General features: G+C 53.2%; 17 protein-coding genes and 1 pseudogene (1 of these 18 running past the window's edge). 1 reads left to right on the top strand and 17 read right to left on the bottom strand.

Features of this window, described 5'->3' with window-relative positions; all coding sequences use genetic code 11:
- The 14 genes and pseudogenes from GTN70_01860 to GTN70_01795 all read right to left on the bottom strand — a co-directional run.
- Nucleotides 1-323, bottom strand: a pseudogene (locus GTN70_01860) (acetylornithine/succinylornithine family transaminase); it reaches 847 nt to the left of the window's first position.
- Between the two features lie 19 nt (nucleotides 324-342).
- A complete protein-coding gene (argB, locus tag GTN70_01855; GenBank protein ID NIO15742.1) occupies nucleotides 343-1,227 on the bottom strand; it encodes an acetylglutamate kinase in 885 nt (294 codons plus the stop codon).
- A gap of 16 nt (nucleotides 1,228-1,243) precedes the next feature.
- Nucleotides 1,244-2,578, bottom strand: coding sequence for an ATP-dependent protease ATPase subunit HslU (gene hslU, locus GTN70_01850; GenBank protein NIO15741.1), 1,335 nt, complete (start codon nucleotides 2,576-2,578; stop codon nucleotides 1,244-1,246).
- Between the two features lie 23 nt (nucleotides 2,579-2,601).
- Nucleotides 2,602-3,150 carry an ATP-dependent protease subunit HslV gene (gene hslV / locus GTN70_01845; GenBank protein ID NIO15740.1) on the bottom strand — a complete coding sequence of 183 codons (549 nt, stop codon included), beginning with the start codon at nucleotides 3,148-3,150 and terminating at the stop codon, nucleotides 2,602-2,604.
- Entirely contained in the window at nucleotides 3,134-4,069 is a 936-nt protein-coding gene (locus GTN70_01840; protein NIO15739.1) for a tyrosine-type recombinase/integrase, read from the bottom strand. Before GTN70_01840 ends, hslV begins: the two co-directional genes overlap by 17 nt.
- A gap of 31 nt (nucleotides 4,070-4,100) precedes the next feature.
- A complete protein-coding gene (locus GTN70_01835) occupies nucleotides 4,101-5,426 on the bottom strand; it encodes a methylenetetrahydrofolate--tRNA-(uracil(54)-C(5))-methyltransferase (FADH(2)-oxidizing) TrmFO (GenBank protein NIO15738.1) in 1,326 nt (441 codons plus the stop codon).
- On the bottom strand, nucleotides 5,423-7,090 hold the full coding sequence (locus GTN70_01830; GenBank protein ID NIO15737.1) for a PAS domain S-box protein: 1,668 nt from the start codon (nucleotides 7,088-7,090) through the stop codon (nucleotides 5,423-5,425). Before GTN70_01830 ends, GTN70_01835 begins: the two co-directional genes overlap by 4 nt.
- Nucleotides 7,091-7,095: 5 nt before the next feature.
- Entirely contained in the window at nucleotides 7,096-8,307 is a 1,212-nt protein-coding gene (locus GTN70_01825; protein ID NIO15736.1) for a type II secretion system F family protein, read from the bottom strand.
- Nucleotides 8,308-8,327: 20 nt separating this feature from the next.
- The gene (locus GTN70_01820) at nucleotides 8,328-9,407 is read right to left on the bottom strand and encodes a PilT/PilU family type 4a pilus ATPase (GenBank protein ID NIO15735.1); all 1,080 of its coding nucleotides are present in this window, start codon (nucleotides 9,405-9,407) and stop codon (nucleotides 8,328-8,330) included.
- 15 nt (nucleotides 9,408-9,422) lie between these two features.
- Complete coding sequence (gene pilB, locus GTN70_01815) at nucleotides 9,423-11,123, bottom strand: type IV-A pilus assembly ATPase PilB (protein NIO15734.1); 1,701 nt, start codon at nucleotides 11,121-11,123, stop codon at nucleotides 9,423-9,425.
- A 109-nt stretch (nucleotides 11,124-11,232) separates the two neighbouring features.
- A complete protein-coding gene (gene aroE / locus GTN70_01810) occupies nucleotides 11,233-12,075 on the bottom strand; it encodes a shikimate dehydrogenase (GenBank protein NIO15733.1) in 843 nt (280 codons plus the stop codon).
- Nucleotides 12,076-12,086: 11 nt separating this feature from the next.
- Nucleotides 12,087-12,683 carry an HNH endonuclease gene (locus GTN70_01805; protein NIO15732.1) on the bottom strand — a complete coding sequence of 199 codons (597 nt, stop codon included), beginning with the start codon at nucleotides 12,681-12,683 and terminating at the stop codon, nucleotides 12,087-12,089.
- 56 nt (nucleotides 12,684-12,739) lie between these two features.
- Nucleotides 12,740-14,152: an L-seryl-tRNA(Sec) selenium transferase gene (locus tag GTN70_01800; protein NIO15731.1), complete on the bottom strand. Its 1,413-nt coding sequence runs from the start codon at nucleotides 14,150-14,152 to the stop codon at nucleotides 12,740-12,742.
- 6 nt (nucleotides 14,153-14,158) lie between these two features.
- Nucleotides 14,159-14,839, bottom strand: coding sequence for an FCD domain-containing protein (locus GTN70_01795; GenBank protein ID NIO15730.1), 681 nt, complete (start codon nucleotides 14,837-14,839; stop codon nucleotides 14,159-14,161).
- A gap of 240 nt (nucleotides 14,840-15,079) precedes the next feature.
- On the opposite strand from GTN70_01795, the gene GTN70_01790 reads away from it, so the two are divergent.
- Nucleotides 15,080-15,892, top strand: coding sequence for a TIM barrel protein (locus GTN70_01790; GenBank protein ID NIO15729.1), 813 nt, complete (start codon nucleotides 15,080-15,082; stop codon nucleotides 15,890-15,892).
- Here GTN70_01790 and GTN70_01785 read toward each other — a convergent pair.
- From GTN70_01785 to GTN70_01775, 3 genes are all read right to left on the bottom strand, one after another.
- The gene (locus GTN70_01785) at nucleotides 15,849-17,114 is read right to left on the bottom strand and encodes an HD domain-containing protein (protein ID NIO15728.1); all 1,266 of its coding nucleotides are present in this window, start codon (nucleotides 17,112-17,114) and stop codon (nucleotides 15,849-15,851) included. The two genes, GTN70_01790 and GTN70_01785, sit on opposite strands and share 44 nt — an antisense overlap.
- A gap of 1 nt (nucleotide 17,115) precedes the next feature.
- Nucleotides 17,116-17,472, bottom strand: a complete 357-nt coding sequence (locus GTN70_01780; protein ID NIO15727.1) for an STAS domain-containing protein — start codon at nucleotides 17,470-17,472, stop codon at nucleotides 17,116-17,118.
- A partial coding sequence (locus GTN70_01775; GenBank protein ID NIO15726.1) for a hypothetical protein occupies nucleotides 17,456-18,074 on the bottom strand: 619 nt, incomplete at its 5' end. The genes GTN70_01775 and GTN70_01780, both read right to left, overlap by 17 nt.

Raw genomic sequence — 18,074 nt, 5'->3', positions numbered from 1 at the left:
ACGGCCTCCGTCCCGCTGTTGCAGAAAAACACTTTCCCCTTCCACGGAAAGGTACCCGACAGGACTCTGAGAAGCTCTGCCTGTGAGGGTGTATAAAAGAGGTTTGAAACGTGGAACAGCTTCTTCGCCTGCTCCCCTGCGGCCCGGACCAATGCAGGGTCCGCATGCCCGAGAATGGTCACCGTTATGCCCGAGAGAAAGTCGAGATACCGCTTTCCCTCATCATCGAACAAATATACCCCCTCCCCCTTCACGAACACCTTCTTGAAGCGATTGTAGTTCGGGGTATGGAAGGTATCGGTTATTTCGATATCTTGGCCCATAGATTACTCTTCAGCCGCCTCAAGCAACGGGGACCACCTCTGTTCCAATTCCCCTGGATGTGAATATTTCAAGGAGCACGCTGTGTTTTATCCTCCCGTCGATAATGTGGACCTTGCCCACTCCTCCGTTCAGGGCGTCGATTGCACATTCAACCTTGGGGATCATCCCGCCGGAGACGCCGCCTTCTTTTATGAGCCTACCAGCGCTGGCCACATCAAGGGATGAAATAAGCCCCTCCCCCGACTGCACGCCCTCCACATCCGTTAAGAGGATGAGCTTTTCCGCCTTCAGGGACTTCGCTATCGATGCCGCGACGAAGTCCGCGTTTATGTTGAGCGTCTCCCCCTTTTCACCAACACCTACCGGAGCAATCACCGGTATGAAACCCTTCTCCATGAGAACCGACAGAATCCGGGGGTTGACCCTTTCGACTATCCCCACCTTTCCTATGTCAACCATTTCGGGAGTGACGAGATCTCCTTTTTCCGGCTCAATCACATACTTTCTTGCCTGGAGCAGATTTCCGTCCTTGCCCGATAGCCCTGCCGCGATACCCCCGGAACTGTTTATGAGGGCCACGATCTCCTTGTTCACCTTCCCCACGAGCACCATTTCGACGACATCCATCGTCTCGTCATCGGTTACCCGCATCCCCCTGACAAATATGGTGTCCTTTCCCATCTTCTTCAGGGTCGAGGCTATCTGCGGTCCTCCCCCGTGGACGATCACGGGAAGCAAGCCAATGTACCTGAGGAGGACCACGTCATCGGAAAACGAGCTTTTCAATTCCTCCTCTGCCATCGCGGCACCACCATACTTGATTACGATGGTCTTTCCCCAGAACTCCCTGATGTAAGGCAGCGCCTCGATCAGTATTTCCGCCCTCTTCATTTCCTTTTCCATAGTCTCTACCGCCGGATCAGAGTATATACTTGCTCAGGTCCGTGTCTTTCACGAGGCCTTTGAGCTTTTCCTCTACGTAGGCTCCATTGATCACGATCTTTGTCCCCGAAATCTCGGGGGCTTCGAATGAGATCTCCTCGAGCAGTTTTTCCATAACCGTGTGGAGACGCCGTGCACCGATATTTTCCGTCTTTTCATTTACTTCATAGGCCATTTTTGCAACCATCTCGATCGCATCATCGGTAAACTGCAGCTCGACGGATTCCGTTTTCAGCAGCTCGCAGTATTGCTTCACCAGGGCATTCTCGGGTTCCTTGAGGATCTTGATGAAATCATCCACGCTGAGCGAGTCGAGCTCGACCCGTATCGGGAATCTTCCCTGCATCTCGGGAATGAGGTCGGAAGGTTTGTTCACGTGGAAAGCCCCTGCGGCAATGAAGAGGATGTGGTCTGTTTTGATCATCCCGTATTTCGTATTCACATGAGACCCCTCGACTATAGGGAGCAGGTCTCGTTGCACTCCCTCCCGTGAAACGTCCGGCCCCACCCCGGAGCTCTTCCCGGCCACCTTGTCCATTTCATCGATGAAGACGATTCCTGACTGCTCGACCTTTTCCACGGCCATTTTCTTCACCTTTTCCATGTCGATCATGCGCTGGGCCTCTTCCGCCGTCAGTATCTCAAGCGCCTCCTTGACCTTCACCTTCTTTCTCTTGCTCCGCTTCGGGAAAAGGTTGCCCAGCATCTCGCGTATCCCCTCATCCATCTCCTGTCCCGCTCCAACGCCGACGATGTCGATAACGGGCACCTGCGACTCTTTGACTTCTACTTCGACCAGCCTGTCGTCCAGTTTGCCGTCGTGAAGAAGGCTTCTTAGCTTTTCCTTGGTATCATTTTCCTCCCCCGCCTCATAAGCTTCATCCCTGCCGTGAACCCGGGGTCTCTTGCCCGGGAGCAGGAGATCGAGGATCCTTTCTTCCGCCATCTCCCTCGCCCTCACCTTGACCCTCTCGAACTCGTCCTTCTTTATCATGTTGACGGCAGTGTCGGCGATATCCCTTATTATGGATTCAACGTCCCTTCCCACGTACCCCACCTCGGTGAACTTAGAGGCCTCCACCTTGATGAAGGGGGCATCAGCGAGCTTGGAGAGTCTCCTTGCGATTTCCGTCTTCCCGACCCCCGTCGGGCCGATCATGATAATGTTCTTCGGAAAGATCTCGTCTCTCAAGCCGGATGAGACCTGTTGACGCCGCCACCTGTTCCTCAATGCTATCGCAACGGACTTTTTCGCCTCTTTCTGGCCGACGATGAATTTGTCAAGTATCTCCACGATCTGCCGGGGCGTCAGATATCTATCGGGTATATTCTTTGTCACTCCGTTATCTCCTCCACGATGATCTCTTCGTTGGTGTACACGCAAATCGCAGACGCTATCTTCAGTGATTCCAGGGCGATATCCCTGGCGCCCTGCCGGGAATGCTTAAGCAGGGCCCTTGCCGCCGCGAGTGCATATGCCCCGCCGGACCCTATTGCCAGGAGCCCGTCATCGGGTTCGATGACATCCCCTGAGCCAGATATCAAAAACAGTGACCCGCCATCAGCAGCGATCATCAGTGCCTCCAGGGGCCTGAGCACCTTGTCCGTCCTCCAGTCTTTTGCAAGCTCAACAGCCGCTCTCATCAGGTTTCCCCTGCACTCCTGAAGTTTCTTCTCGAGACGGTCAAAGAGCGTCATGGCGTCGGCGGTAGATCCTGCAAACCCCACGATAACCCTGTCGTCGTACATTTTTCGAACCTTCCTGGCACCTTTCTTTATCACCGTGTCGCCGATCGATACCTGACCGTCTGCCGCCACGGCGGTAACCCCGTCCTTTCTCACAGCGACAACCGTCGTTCCCCGAAACTCACCGACTCTCCCCATCTTGCCTCCTTGCACGAGGAAATGCCTCATCGTACACCTTCGCCAGCCGCACGATATCTACCTGGGTGTACCTTTGAGTCGTGGAAAGGCTGGCGTGGCCGAGCATCTCCTGTATCAACCTCAGGTCCACCCCCTCCCCCAGCAGGTGGGTCGCAAAGGTGTGCCGAAGGACATGGGGGCTGACGTTTTTCGAAATTTTTGCGATCTTCGCCCTCTTTTTCAACATCCTGTCCACGCTCCTCACCGTCAGCCGTTGTCCCAACCTGTTGACAAAGAGCGGCAAATCCTGGTTGGCGGTATCACCGAACTTTTGTGATCGCGCCGTGAAATACACGCCGAGGGCCGACGAAGCCGCCCTTCCCACCGGCACCAGCCTCTCTTTGTTTCCCTTCCCCCTCACCCGCATAATACCCGTCTCGTGATTGTAGTCACGGACGTTCAAACCGGCCAGCTCACCGACCCTGAGCCCCGACGAGTAGAGGAGTTCGATGATCGCCGTGTCCCTCCCGGCAACAAAATCATTCGGGGGAACTGCGTTTATGAGGAGCTCTACCTCGTCTATGGTCAAAAAAGGCGGCACCCGTCTCTTAACCTTTGGGCTCCGGATCAAAGAGAGCGGATTTTGCTCCAACTGTCCCCTCTTTACCTGATACCTGAAAAAGGACTTCAGCGAAGATAGCCTTCTCGCTACCGTCGCCTCAGCATTTCTCCTGTACTGCGACCCCACGTAACTCCTGACTATTTCCTCCAATTTATCGCCGCTTGGCCCCGTTGCCAGCGAAGGGGGCGTTCCGGGAAAATGTTTCCCCATGTAATCGAAAAAGAGCTCTATATCCCTCCGGTAACTTTTCACCGTAGCCGGGGAAGCCATTTTCACTTCTCTCAGGTACGCGACAAATTCCTCGAGCAGGGGGTTCACGAAATCCCTCCTTTCCCTTCAGGGAAAATATCTACATAACACATAGAGGGTCGAATTTAAAGTATAAATCCTTAATCTCCCTTGCTTTTTGGAGAGCCTGATCTGCCTGGACAGCTCTTCTGTCACGCTTTTTATGGGGGAATTCTGGAACGGGGATCAGCCCGAAATTTGCGTTTATCGGCTGGAAGTCCTTCCGGTCTCTCCTGCTGATATAGTCGACGAGCCCTCCGATCATCGTGCCGGGGGAAAACACGAGGGGTTCGTCACCCATGGCTTTCCTGGCCCCGTTCAATCCGGCGACCAGACCGGTCCCTATCGATTCGACGTATCCCTCCACGCCGCACAGCTGGCCGGCAAAGATGATCTGATGATGTGACTCGAGCTCGAGGGTGGGAAGAAGGAAGGAAGGAGAGTTTATATACGTGTTCCTGTGCATGCTCCCGAATCTCAGGAGGTTTAACCTCTCAAATCCGGGTATCAGAGAGAAGACTTTTTTCTGCTCCCTGAATTTGAGCCTGGTCTGAAAGCCCACCAGGTTGTACATGGAGCCCTCATCGTTCTCCCTTCTGAGCTGGACAACGCAAAAAGGTCTTTTCCCCGTGTTCGGGTCCCTGAGACCAACGGGCTTCATGGGACCGTAAAGAAGGGTCTCCTTCCCCCTTTTCGCAATGACCTCTATCGGCATGCACGACTCGAAGTAGGCCTCATCCTCGAACTCGTGTGCCGACACACTGTCTGCCTCAACCAGCTCACGGTAAAATACGCCGAACTGCTCTTCCGTCATGGGGAAATTGAGATAGTCGTCTCCTTCGCCGTACCGCGTCGCAAAAAAACCCTTCTCCCTGTCGAGACTGTCTGCTTCGACTATTGGCGATATGGCGTCGTAGAAATAGAGGTTGTCCTCTCCAAGGAGATCCCTGATCGAGTTGCTCATCTTCTCCGAAGTAAGCGGGCCCGTGGCGACTATCGTAATTCCTCCGAGGTCGGGGTGGGACACCTCCTCATTGATGACCTCGATGTTTCTTCTCCTGTAGATGAATTCGGTAACCGCCGTCTGAAATGCCCACCGGTCAACTGCAAGGGCCTTCCCCGCCCTCACCCTGAACTTCCCGGCGATCTTGAGGAGGTTCGAGCCGAAGATTCCAAGCTCCCCCTTCAAGAGGCCCTTCCCATCATGCATGGAGAGAGAGCCGAGAGAGTTGCTGCAGACAAGTTCCGCAAAGTGGTCGCTCTTGTGTGCCGGCGTTTTTACTGCCGGCCGCATCTCAAAGAGTTTCACCCTGACACCCGCGGAAGAGAGGACGAGGGAAGCCTCAGAGCCTGCAAGCCCCGCCCCTATTACGTTTACTTCCATCATTCTCCGCCGATCTTTTCGGGAAGATAAACGGTGATTCTTGCCCCATCCCTCTTGTTCCGGTCCACCTTGATAAAGCCGTTGTGAGATTGCACGATGCGAGAGGTCACTGCGAGGCCCAGCCCCGTGCCCCCTTCTTTGGTGGTGAAAAAGGGGACGAATACCTTGTCGACACAATCGGGGTCGATCCCCGGGCCGCTGTCCTCGACGGTCACGCATCCGTACCTTTTTTCCTGGACGGACTTTGCATCAACGAAAACCATTACCTTGCCCTCCTGCCCCACTGCCTGCACCGCATTCAACAGGAGGTTCCAGACAACCTGCTTCAGCTTTTCCGGGTCCCCCTGAACGAAAGGCTTTTCATCAACCTCGAGTGAAAAAGACACCTTCTCACCGGAAGCGCCGGAAACCGTGAGCGCCCTGACCACTTCCTCGCAGAGACAAAAAAGATCCACCTTCTCTATGTTCTTTATATCGGGTTTTGCAAAGGTCAAAAAGTCCTTTATCAGATTGTTCAAGCGGTTGCTCTCCTTCTCTATGATTTCCAGCAAAACCCTGTTTTCAATGTCGACGTTCTCCCCCTCGTTCAAGATCTGGGCCGATCCTGCTATGGAAGCGAGGGGATTTCTGATCTCATGGGCCAACCCCGAAGCAAGTTCGCCCAGCATGGCGAGTCTGTCGGCAAGCTTTACCCGCTCTTCCATATCCTTGATCATCGTCAAATCCTGGAAGATGAGTATTTTCCCCACTTCGCTTCCCTCGTGGTCCCTCAATGAGGAGAAGGAGAAACCGAGAAACATCTGGTATCCGTCTTTCCTTTTGAACTCGAGCTCATCCCTCTCTCTCCTGTCGGGACTCCTTTCGGGGGGCATATCGAGCCCCGGCAAGATCTCCACGAGCTGTTTTCCCAGCGCCTCGCTCTGTCCGATACCGAGGATCGTAAGCGCCATCCTGTTTATGAATGTCGTCTTTCCCTGTTCATCGGTCGTTATGATCCCGCTGGCGATATTTTCTATTATATTCCGGTTGAAATCTTCGAGCACCTTGATATCGGTCTCTCTTTTTTCAACCTGTATCCTTGATCTTTTGAGTTCATTCCCCAGGAAACCGGAGAGGATTCCGCTGAGAATAAAGCCGAAATCGTTGGCCATGATATGGGTAAGTAGCTCCTGAAAGGGGATCGAGATCGCCGCTTCCCTGAAGGGAAGCTCGATGGTCCCGTAAAACTGGAAAAAGATGAGAAACGTGTAAAAGAGAGACGAAACGAGGCCAGCCGCAAACCCTCCCGCCATATACATCTCGAGGCTTCCGAGGATGATCACGATTATGTAGAGAAAACTGAAAAAACTCTCGTAGAGCCCGGTTAAGTAAACCAGCAGGGTAACGAAGCTCGCATCGGCGAGGATCTGGACGTAGCCTCCCGCTATGGATGCCTTTTTCCCCTTGATGAAGAGCCTGGAGAGGATAACGGTGAGATAGCCGGCAACTCCGTAGTACAGATACTTCAGGATGGAGATGAGGTCAGAATATCTGCTGCCGAAAGATATTAATACCGTCGATACGAGCAGGGCGAATACGATAACAAGCCTGATGAGCAGGAGAATTTTTCTGTGCTGCAGCCCCTCGAAAGAAAACGTCGCTGCAACCACGGGCTCTACTTTTTGCAAATGCCTTAGCCTCCCACAACTCCGGCAAGTTTGAATATGGGCAGGTACATAGCAATGACGAGGCCGCCTATCATAACCCCGAGAAAGATCATGAGCAACGGCTCGAGGAGCGATGTCAGTGCTGCAACGGCAGCGTCCACCTCATCCTCGTAGAAGTCGGCAATCTTCGACAGCATCTGGTCGAGAGCGCCCGTCGCCTCTCCCACGGATATCATCTGCGTAACCATGGGCGGGAACACCTTTCCCTGCTCCATGGGCTCGGCAATCGTATTCCCCTCGGATATGCTTTCACGGGCAGTGAAAATAGCTCCCTCGACCACTTTGTTCCCCGCAGACTTGCCCACTATGTCAAGGCTCTCCAGTATGGGGACTCCCGACGATACCATCGTGCTGAGGGTTCTGGAAAAGCGGGCAATGGCAATCTTCAGAATCAAATCCCCGAAAATCGGTGATTTGAGCATCACTTTATCGAGAAACAGCCTGCCCTTGGGATTTTTGTAGGTCATCCGTATGAAAATCACGAACATGATAAAGGCAAGGATGAAGAGGTAAAAGTACTTGCGCGTGAACAGAGACAGGTCGATCACGAACTGTGTTAACGAGGGAAGGGCCTGGCCAAAATCCTGAAACATCTTTGAAAAAATCGGAATCACGTAGATAAGGAGAATCGCCGTGACGATCACGGCCACGGAAACGATGGTGGACGGATATATCATTGCTCCCTTTATCTGCTTCTTCAGCTTTATCGCCTTTTCCTTGTAGGCCGCAAGGCGTGAAAATATGGTATCGAGGATACCGCCCACCTCGCCCGCTTCAACGAGGTTGACGAACAGCTCATCGAACACCTTCGGATGCTTCCGGAGGGCATCGGCAAAGGTCGACCCGCTCTCCACGTCTTCCTTCACCTTCTCGATGACTGCCTTGAAAGCCTTGCTCGTCTGCTGAGAACCGAGAATATCGAGACACTGGACCAGGGGAAGTCCCGCGTCGATCATGGTTGCAAACTGCCTCGTGAAAACGGCAATATCCTTTTCGGGAATTTTCTTCTTTATTCCCGGTATCTTGAGCTCGAGAGAGAGGCCCTTCGGCTTGATCTTCGTGGGATAGACCTGTTGCCTTCTGAGCTGGGCCATCACCACCGCTTCGTTCGGTGCCTCCAGTTCACCCTGTACGAGTGAACCCGTCTTTGATTTGCCTTCCCATACGTACCTGGGCATACGTACCCCCAATAAAAATTTTATCTCTGGGCTGCCTGCTGCCCCTGGAGCATCTGTTTGAACTCATCGGGCTCGGGCGAGCGGCCGATAGCTTCTTCAAGGGTGATGTCCCTTTTCCCATAGAGGCCAAGAAGCGACTGGTTCATCGTCTGCATGCCGAACTTCGCCTGCCCGATCTGCATCTGCCCGTAAAGCTGATGGATTTTCTCCTCCCGTATCAGGTTCCTCACAGCCGGGTTCGGGATGAGCACTTCCATGGCGAGAACCCTCCCGATACCGGAAGCCCGCGGCAAAAGCAACTGGGACAGTATCCCCTGCAGAACGAAGGAGAGCTGTGCCCTAACCTGCGGCTGCTGATAGGGAGGAAAAACATCGAGGATCCTGTTGATCGTCTGGACAGCGGAGTTCGTATGGAGCGTCGCAAAGACGAGGTGCCCCGTCTCGGCCACGGTCAGCGCCGCCTCGATTGTTTCCAGGTCCCTCATCTCGCCTATCAGGACCACGTCGGGATCCTGCCTGAGAATGTATTTCAGAGCTTTTTTGAAACTTTCGGTATCGCTGCCCACCTCCCTCTGGTTTACCACGCACTTTTTGTGCGGGTGCAGGTATTCAATGGGGTCTTCGATCGTGACCACGTGCTCCTGCCTCTCCTCATTGATCTTGTCTATCATCGCGGCAAGGGTGGTCGACTTCCCCGATCCCGTGGGGCCCGTCACCAGGACCAGCCCCCTCGGCTTTTTACATAAATCCAAAACCACCGTCGGCAGCCCGAGCTCTTCGAAAGAGGGCACCCTGTAGGGGATCGTCCTGAAGGCCCCGGCGACAGCCCCTCTCTGCATGAAAATATTCGCCCGGAAACGGGACAACCCCTTCAAGCCAAAGGAGAGGTCGAGCTCCCGCTCCTCTTCAAACCTCTGCTTCTGCGCATCGGTTAAAACGCTGTAGCACAGTTTCTTTGTCTCCTGGGGAGTAACCGGTTCGAAGGGAAGGGGTGTCAACCTGCCGTCCACCCTGATGGTGGGGGGTATGCCCGTCGTTATGTGGAGATCGGAAGCTCCTTTTTCCAGCATCATTCCCAAATAATCATGCAATGTCCCCATTATTCGTCTCCCGTTTTAGTCTTTTGCCGAAACTCTCAAAACTTCTTCCAGCGTGGTCACCCCGTCCCTTACCTTGCCCAGCCCAGCCTGGCGGAGAGTCTTCATGCCAAAGCGCAGCGCCTCTTTTTTCAGCTCAATGGCTGAACCCCCACGGAGTATCATCTCCTTTATCTCATCGCGGACCGTCATAACCTCGTAAAGGGCGACCCTCCCTTTGTATCCGATGTTGGAGCACTGTTCACAGCCCTTTCCCTTGTAGAGCTTGAACCCGTCGAGCATCTCTTTCTTGGCCCCCGCATCGAGGAGAACCTTTGGGTTCATTTTGACCTCTTCCTTGCAGTTCTCACAGATCCTCCTCGCAAGCCTCTGGGCAAGGATGAGATTCAGTGACGATGAGACGAGAAAGGGTTCTATGCCCATGTTGAGCAACCTGCTTACCGTGCTCGGGGCATCATTGGTGTGAAGTGTCGAAAGGACCAGGTGTCCCGTCAGAGCCGCCTTTATGGCGATCTCCGCCGTTTCATAATCCCGTACCTCCCCAACCAGGATGATGTCGGGGTCCTGCCTGAGGAACGACCTCAGGGAAGCAGCGAAAGTAAGCCCTATTTCCTCTTTCATCTGCACCTGGTTTATTCCCGCGAAGCTGTATTCCACGGGGTCCTCGGCGGTCGAAATATTATCCGTAGTTTTGTTCAGCTCCGCTATCGCGGAATAAAGGGTCGTGGTCTTTCCCGACCCGGTGGGACCCGTAACGAGAACCATGCCGTAGGGCCTGTATATCGCTTCCTTGAATTCCTCGAGCTGCTTCTTCTCAAATCCAAGATTCGTCATCTCCACTTCCAGGCTCGATTTATCGAGGAGCCGGAGAACTATCTTCTCGCCGTGGAGCGTCGGCATGACGGAGACACGGTAATCCATCTCCTTTTTTTTGCCAAGCTTCAGCTTTATTCTCCCGTCCTGTGGCAACCTCCTCTCGGCTATGTCGAGGTTGGAGAGAATCTTGATCCTCGAGACGATTGCATTCTTGAGCCTGAATGGCGGTTTGAGTACCTCATACAGCACTCCGTCAATCCTGTACCGGACCCTGAATTCCCTCTCGTAGGGCTCTATGTGTATATCGCTCGCCCTCTTCTTGACCGCATCGGTGAGCACGAAATTCACCAGTTTGACAACGGGGGCATCCTCCACCGTCTTCTGGATCTCCTGGACATCGATCTCTTCCTCTTCCTGGATGAGTTCGAACTCATCATCGAGATCTATGATGATTTCATCCAGTTCCGAGGATTGTTCGATGTGAGTATTCACCAGTTCCTGCAGCGAGTTCTCGGAGGCAAGCACCAGTTCGACGGCGTAGCCTGTCTTGAATGCAATTGCATCAACGATCGCCATGTTCGTCGGGTCGGCAACTGCGACGATCAACTTCGACCCGACCCGGTTTATCGGGAATGCCAGGTTCTTTTGCATGAGATCTTCCGGAAGGAGCCTTACCAGGTCAGAATTCACATCGTACTGGGACAGGTCCACTACGGGTATGTTGAACTGCTGGCCCAAAAACGCGAGAAACTCCTCCTCTGATATGTAGCCGAGCTTTACCAGAACGGTTCCTAAACGCTCTTTGCTCTTTTTCTGCTCTTCGAGAGCCGATTTCAACTGTTCCTGAGTGATCAGGTCTACCTTCCGGAGCATTTCACCGATCTTAAGGCTGAGAACGGACATGGTTCATGAACCCCATTTCTTATTTAAATTGTTATTTAAATTAAGCATAACTTTCATAATATTTATACTAAAAATAAATTAAATTAAACATCATTAATATCTCAACACCTCACGCAATCTCAAGGCAATTGGTCGCAATCTTTTTCACCATTGTGTAATCGGGCAATATTTTGGTCCAGTGCCGGAAAGCGAAAGCTGCCTGTGCTGCCAGCATCGGTAATGCGTCTATGCAAGTAAACCCCCTTTTCATTCCTTCATTTACAAGATAGGTGTTGCCCTTTTTATAGACTATATCGACAAGCGTCGTTTTCTTCTTTAACCGCTCAAATGGAAATTCTTTGAAATCTTCACGAAGGCCCAGGGCCGATGCATTCACTATCAGATTTACCCGCGCAAGCGCCTTTTCATACGCGCCCCCCTCAAGCTTGCACACGGTGATGTCCAGCCCCCGGGAAAGCGATGAGAAGTCCTCGAGCAACGCCTCGGCCTTCGTGCGTGTCCTGTTTACCAACACATACTCCTTGAGCCCCTGCGTGATGAGTCCGTAGAGAACACCCCGCGCCGCACCACCTGCCCCGATTATCCCAACCGGCTCCGGTATGGGTCCGCCCAGTTCCCGCTCGAGGGAGTAGACGAAGCCCGAAACGTCGGTGTTGTTCCCCCGCAACGCTCCGTCAGCATCGAGGGTAACGGTGTTAATCGCACCCGTATGGATGGCTTCCTCTCCAAGCTCGTTCATGAAGGCGATGGCCGCAACCTTGTGCGGTATCGTCACATTCCCCCCCCGGTATGTATCCCGGAGAGAGTGAAAAAATTCCGACAGCTCATCCGCTGTCACCCGGAGAGCCTCGTAACGGGCATCGATCCCATAGTGTTTGAAAAGTGCATTATGGATGCACGGACTTATCGAGTGGGAGACCGGATCTCCTATAATGAAATATCTCTCGGGCATAGGGAAAAAACTCAGGGTTCCAGTTCAAGATTCCAGTAGGTGAAATCAACGATGTTCAGGAAGGGTAACCACTCCTTGTATATGGACGACCTTAAGGATACGGAGTATTCGGGGGTCCACGCGGGCTTGGAAGGCTTCTTGCGCAACCTCATGCCTGCCGCCTCCGGCAGGCGCCCCCCTTTTTTCTTGTTGCACTCAACACAGCAACAGGCCACGTTGGTCCACGAAGTATTTCCCCCCATGGAAATGGGTACGACGTGGTCCAGGCTGAGCTCCCCCCGTGAAAAGTGCCTGCCGCAGTACTGGCAGGTGTCCCGGTCCCTCGTAAAAATATTGTGCCGGTTGAACCTCACACCCCTCCGGGGAAACCTGTCGAAGGTCAGTATCACGATAACCCTCGGCACCTTTATGAACCGGTCGACGGTTCCTATCACTTCGTCTGAGATGGACAGGGATAGCTCACTCCAGGACTTGAAATCGAAGAGGTTGTACTGGGAATCGACTACGCGTGCTATACCGCTGTAGAGAAGGCAGAATGCCCTTCGAACGCTGGTTACGTGGACAGGGTAAAAAGCTCTGTTCAGGACGAGAACGGATGAATTAATCATCATAAAACCATTTTTTCAGACAATTATGCCCTATTATATTTTTTTTGTCCAATTTATCAAGCAGAACCGGCAATCACCCGGGTGATGGATGCAAGGAGCTCATCTTCCTCCTCAGGAAAGACCGTTCTGAAGTCTATGAGGAACCTTTCGCCGGAAATCCTGCCGATCACCGGCGGGTCATTCAGCCGGAAGGCGAGACTCATTTCATCGGGGGACAGGCGCTCACTCGATATGGCAAGGCACCATGTCTTGACCTTCACACCGGGAAGGGCCCCGCCGCCGCACTCCGCATCATCCTGGATTACCTCAAACCGGGCATCGCCTCCCCGGGCACGTTTCCGCACTTTTCCTCTCATCCGAACGGCCCTGCTCCGTATCTCCCGATCGTCCCGGAGAAGCATCCTGAGCACCGGGAGCTCCCTTTTCGCTACCTCCTCGTCGAGGTAGCAGGTAAGCAGCGAGTTGAGGGCTGCAATACTCAGCTTGTCCAAACGCAGGGCTCTGGCAAGAGGGTGCTTTTTCATCACGTCGACGAGATCCTTTTTCCCCGCGATGATCCCCGCCTGGGGTCCACCGAAGAGTTTGTCCCCGCTGAAGGATACGATGTCAGCACCGCATTCCAGCGCAAATCTCACTCCCCGCTCGTCAGGAAAACCATGGGGGGAAAGATCGAATATGGAGCCGGATCCCCAGTCGTACACGACGGGGATAGAGTATTTTTTTCCCAGCGCGCACAGCTCCTCGAGAGGAACTTCCTCGACAAACCCCCCCATGAAAAAATTGCTCCTGTGCACCGTGAGAAATAGGGCCGTGTTATCCGTGACCGCCCCTTCAAAATCGGCGATTCTCGTCCTGTTCGTCGTCCCGACCTCAACCAGTCTCGCCCCGCTCTGTTCGAGAATTTCGGGGATCCTGAAGGAGCCCCCGATCTCAACGAGCTGTCCCCGGGAAACCACTGTTTCCCGACCCCGGGATAGCGCAGAGAGAACGAGCAAAAGCGCCGCCGCATTGTTGTTGACCGACAGCGCTGCTTCACAACCGCAGATTTCTTTCAAAAGGCCCTCGACGTGGTCGTTCCTGCTTCCCCTCTTGCCCTCTGACACGTCGAACTCGAGGGCAGAGTAGGAGGATGCGATCTCGCTTATCCTCTCGACGGCAAAGTGAGGAAGGGGGGCCCTGCCGAGGTTGGTGTGGATAATGATACCCGTCCCGTTGATCACCCTTGCAGGTGACGGTGACAAAAGATTGTCGAGAACCCTTCGGAAGGTGGACAGAACCATCTCGAGGGCATCCTCTTTTCCCACCACCTTCTTTTCATGAGCTATTGTTTCCCGGGTAGCGTCAACTGATTTGCGCAGCGCCCTGACTATCAACTCCCTGCCGCGCAGTGCCAGCAACTCTTTCACACATTCCTGCTCCAGGAGGCTGGCTATCGATGGAAGATTCTTGAGATAATCTTTTTTGGCCAAAAACAGTCACTCCCTTGCAATCCCCTCTTGCTCCGACTCTTTGAGCAGAACGCTCATTCCGTACAGCGCATTTTCCTTTACAAGCTCCTCAACGAGACTTGCGTCTTTTTTCCTGAAGGCGTCGATGATATCCCAGTGCTGCTTCACCAACCTTTCGATCTTTCCCGGAACGGACAGGCTCATCCGAAACCGCTGAAACTGTTTCTCGAGACCCTTTGCAATGATAAACAATTTTTCGTTCCCGCAGGCCTCGAGAAACACATGATGAAAGTCATTGTGTACCTGAAATGCCCTCTTGAGATCACCCTTGCTCGCGAGCTTTTCCAGCTGCCTGTTTAGGTTTTCCATCTTCGAGATGTCATTGTCCGTTACCAATTCAACCGCTTTTTTCGCCGCAAACGCCTCGAGTACGCTCTTTAGCTCGTAAAAGTCCTCAACATCCTTGCGGCTGAGTGTCGAGACGACAGCCCCTTTTCTTGGAACAACGTTAATGAACCCCTCCGTCTCGAGCTGCCTGAGCGCCTCCCTGATCGGGGTCCTGCTGATTCCGAACCTCTCTGCAAGCTCAGGCTCGGAAATTTTCGTTCCGGAGCTCAAGATTCCGTTGATGATAGCCTCCCGTATCGTATCGACGATTCTTTCTCTCAACGTCTGGTGATTTTCCAGGTCAAACTTGAGTTTCTTCAACAACTATACCCTCCCTTCACTACCGACTTGCCAACGACTGCCCGGAACTCAAAATTTTATTAAGTATACTGTATACATATTTTTAATCAAGAGTTTTTATTTGCCCTGCTCAAAGGGCGAGCTCGAATTCTCCCCCGACTTCATCGCTTCATTGAACATCGATCCTGCCCATATTCCTGATTTCATCTTCTCAATCTGTGATAGAATCGGCAGACAGACCAGCCTTGTGGAGCGATGACGGTGGACACAAAAGTTCACATGAACATGTCCCGGACCGAAATCGAATCTGAAACACTTCTCGTGTACCTGTCTGAGAGAGGCGTTCGGCCCGAACTCTTTTTCGACGGCAACGAGATAGAGCTCATAAAGGAAAGAGATCTCGAAAGAATAGGGAAAACCCTGGACAAATTAGACATGCTTCCCATGACGGTGCACGCTCCCTTCGAAGATCTGAGCCCGGGCTCTTCCGATGAGGCAATCAGAAACATAACCCTCGGCAAGATACTCAGGGCGGTTGAAATCGCCGGGACGATTCCCGTTTTGGGGGTCGTCGTGCACAGCGGCTACAGCGACTGGCATTTTGATTTCGACGTTGAAAAGTGGCTCGATCATGCAGTTCCGGTATTCTCGCGGCTCTGCGAGAAGGCCCTGTCCATGAAAACACGCATTTTCGTTGAGAACATATTTGAGAAAGACCCTGCAAGCCTGCTCAGCCTGAGGGAAAAAGTGGGCGCGGAAAACCTCGGGTTCTGCTTCGACCCCGGTCACGCAGCTCTCTTTTCCTCCTTACCGCCCGTAATCTGGACCGGAAGGCTCGGGGAGCACATGGGGGAGATACACCTCCACGACAACTGGGGCACCCGGGACGAACACCTGCCGCTGCTCGAGGGAAACATCAACTTCAGGGGCATCCTCTGCTCACTCAAGGAGCAGGGAATACATCCCGTATTCACCCTCGAGCCCCACACCATCGAGCACGCGAAAAGAAGCCTTAAAAATTTCCGCAGGCTTATAGACGAGATATACGGCGCACCCTGCCCAGAGACTTTTTAATGTAGGGGAGATCCTGCTTTCCCACATCACCGTTTTTGATGATGGGAGTTATCACGGGCCTTCTCATTCCATCTTCCACTTCGCTCTTCAAAACTTCCAGGAACGCGCTGGTAACCTTCGGGTCAAACTGGGTTCCGCTGCATTCGACGACCTCCTTCACCGATTCCCTGAGGTTCTTGCCGCGCCGGTAAGGCCTGTCGGCGACCATCGCATCGAAGGCATCGGCAAGCGCTATGATCCGCGCGCCAAGGGGTATCTCTTCGCCCTGTATGCCGTAGGGGTAACCCTCACCGTTGACCCATTCGTGGTGGTAGAGGGCGAAGAGTGCGATGTTTGGGTCGGGAAACTTGACCTTGGAAAGGATCTTGTAGCTTACCTTCGGATGGTTCTTGACCCTCGATTTTTCCAGCCCCGTGAGAGTGCCCTTCTTGGCCAGTATCTTCTCTTCCGTGGCTATCTTCCCGATATCGTGAAGTATGCTCGCCATGTAAATGGCATTCACCGAGTCCTCCTCCAGGCGCATCGTCTTTGCAATCTCACGGGAGATCTTGGCAACTCTTTCGGAATGGCCCCTCGTATAGGGGTCCTTGGCATCAATGGCAGCGGCAAGAGCCCGTATGGTCTGGAAATACACGGAGCGCAGAGATGATATGAGCTTCACGTTCTCCTTCACCTTTGCCGAAAGACTCATGTTGAGGCCGGCCACATCAACGATCACCCGCCTGGAATGGATCTCTGCAGCGAGATAGTGGGTCATGACGTTCAGCAGCTCGAGATCCCTCCGTGCAGGATGCTCTCCGTTGATCTTCATGCCCAGCATGATGAAACCGAAAAATCTCCTGCCGCCCTTGATGGGGGAAACGAAGACCACATCCTCGGCCTTCGGGGTGAGGCTCGTAAAGTACTCCCTTACATCTGCCTTGATTCTCGGGTTCAGGAGGGAAAAGGACGTATCCCTCCCGGTGAAATAGCTCTGCAGGTGACCGCGAAGGGCGAGTTTCTTCTCATCTACGGTGAAACCCCTCGCCACAACATACTCGACATCCCATTCATTGTACGTTACGATTGCCCCGCGCGATACCGTCAGGGCCCCGAGAACCGACCGGAGGGCAAATTTCAAACTGCTTACAAATTCGCCCTCTCTTGGTATCCCTCTCGTTAAATCCCTGACAGCCTGTATTCTGTACTGTTCCCTTTTTGCCCGTCTTCTCTCTGGTGCCATCCTATGTTACCGCGCTGATTGCCGCAAGCGCATCTTCCTCGGTTTTGAAAATCTTTACCAGGTCAGACACCCCCGTAATGTCGAAAAGCTCCCTGTTGATGCGCGAGAGGTTCGTGAAGGCGAGAATTCCCCCTTTCTCGGCGATTGCCTCAACGATACCGATCACGATGGATATGCCCACGCTATTGATCATCTTCGTTTTTCCGAAGTTAATGACCAGCTTCAATCTTCCATTGCTCACACTGCCGTTGACAGAATCCTCAAGAGTCTCCCCCACGAGACTGTTCAGGTATCCATTCACGTACAGGACGGTAACATCTCCTTTTTCCGATGTCTCGAGCTCAAGTTTCCGTGCCACTGTCCCCTCCTTCTTCGGTGTCGGGGGTTGAAGGTTGTTGCGGATCACCTTCCCGTTCCTTGCTTTTCTCTTCGAAATCATCTTCGGCAGCCAGGTCAAAATATTTGATCATCCTGATCGTCGTTCCCCGATCACCGGTGAGAATTTCGACGTCGTCTACCAGCTCTTTGATAATCTTCAAACCCCATCCGCGATTTTTTCCCCTGGCTTCCCTCCTGATAGAGCTTTTCGGGACTTTAAATCCCTTCCCTTCGTCCGTGACAAACACCTCAAGTTTATCATCGGCAATAACATACCGTAACTTTACCAGCCCGTCCTCTGCCTCGCTGTGCTCGAAGGAGTTGATGCACGCTTCGATAATGGCCATCTTTATCCTGTCCACCGTATCACGATCAACATCCTTGAAATGGGTTATCTCCTCAACGACCTTGGCGGCGATAACCTCGGCATCCTCCCTCATCGGAATGACCAGGTCAAACTCAAGGGGCCTCTCCCCGATCTCCGCCTTTTCGACGGGCTCCCTGGCCTCCGCTTTTTCCTCCTCCGGGGCATGATCGATGTCAAAGAGGTTGAACAGGATCTTCATCTGCTTCGTGTGGGAG

The sequence above is a fragment of the Deltaproteobacteria bacterium genome (genome assembly GCA_011773515.1).
Lineage (GTDB): Bacteria > Desulfobacterota > Deferrimicrobia > J040 > J040 > WVXK01.
The sequence above is the reverse complement of the archived record's forward strand: the minus strand, read 5'-3'. Positions and strand labels throughout refer to the sequence as shown.

What these genes read in the sequence shown, in the direction of transcription:
- GTN70_01835 (NIO15738.1), bottom strand. Translation starts at nt 5,426, where the DNA reads ATGATGGAAGTAAACGTAATAGGGGCGGGGCTTGCAGGCTCTGAGGCT.
- GTN70_01820 (NIO15735.1), bottom strand. Translation starts at nt 9,407, where the DNA reads ATGGGGACATTGCATGATTATTTGGGAATGATGCTGGAAAAAGGAGCT.
- GTN70_01825 (NIO15736.1), bottom strand. Translation starts at nt 8,307, where the DNA reads ATGCCCAGGTACGTATGGGAAGGCAAATCAAAGACGGGTTCACTCGTA.
- aroE (NIO15733.1), bottom strand. Translation starts at nt 12,075, where the DNA reads ATGCCCGAGAGATATTTCATTATAGGAGATCCGGTCTCCCACTCGATA.
- argB (NIO15742.1), bottom strand. Translation starts at nt 1,227, where the DNA reads ATGGAAAAGGAAATGAAGAGGGCGGAAATACTGATCGAGGCGCTGCCT.
- GTN70_01785 (NIO15728.1), bottom strand. Translation starts at nt 17,114, where the DNA reads ATGGCACCAGAGAGAAGACGGGCAAAAAGGGAACAGTACAGAATACAG.
- GTN70_01805 (NIO15732.1), bottom strand. Translation starts at nt 12,683, where the DNA reads ATGATTAATTCATCCGTTCTCGTCCTGAACAGAGCTTTTTACCCTGTC.
- hslV (NIO15740.1), bottom strand. Translation starts at nt 3,150, where the DNA reads ATGGGGAGAGTCGGTGAGTTTCGGGGAACGACGGTTGTCGCTGTGAGA.
- pilB (NIO15734.1), bottom strand. Translation starts at nt 11,123, where the DNA reads ATGTCCGTTCTCAGCCTTAAGATCGGTGAAATGCTCCGGAAGGTAGAC.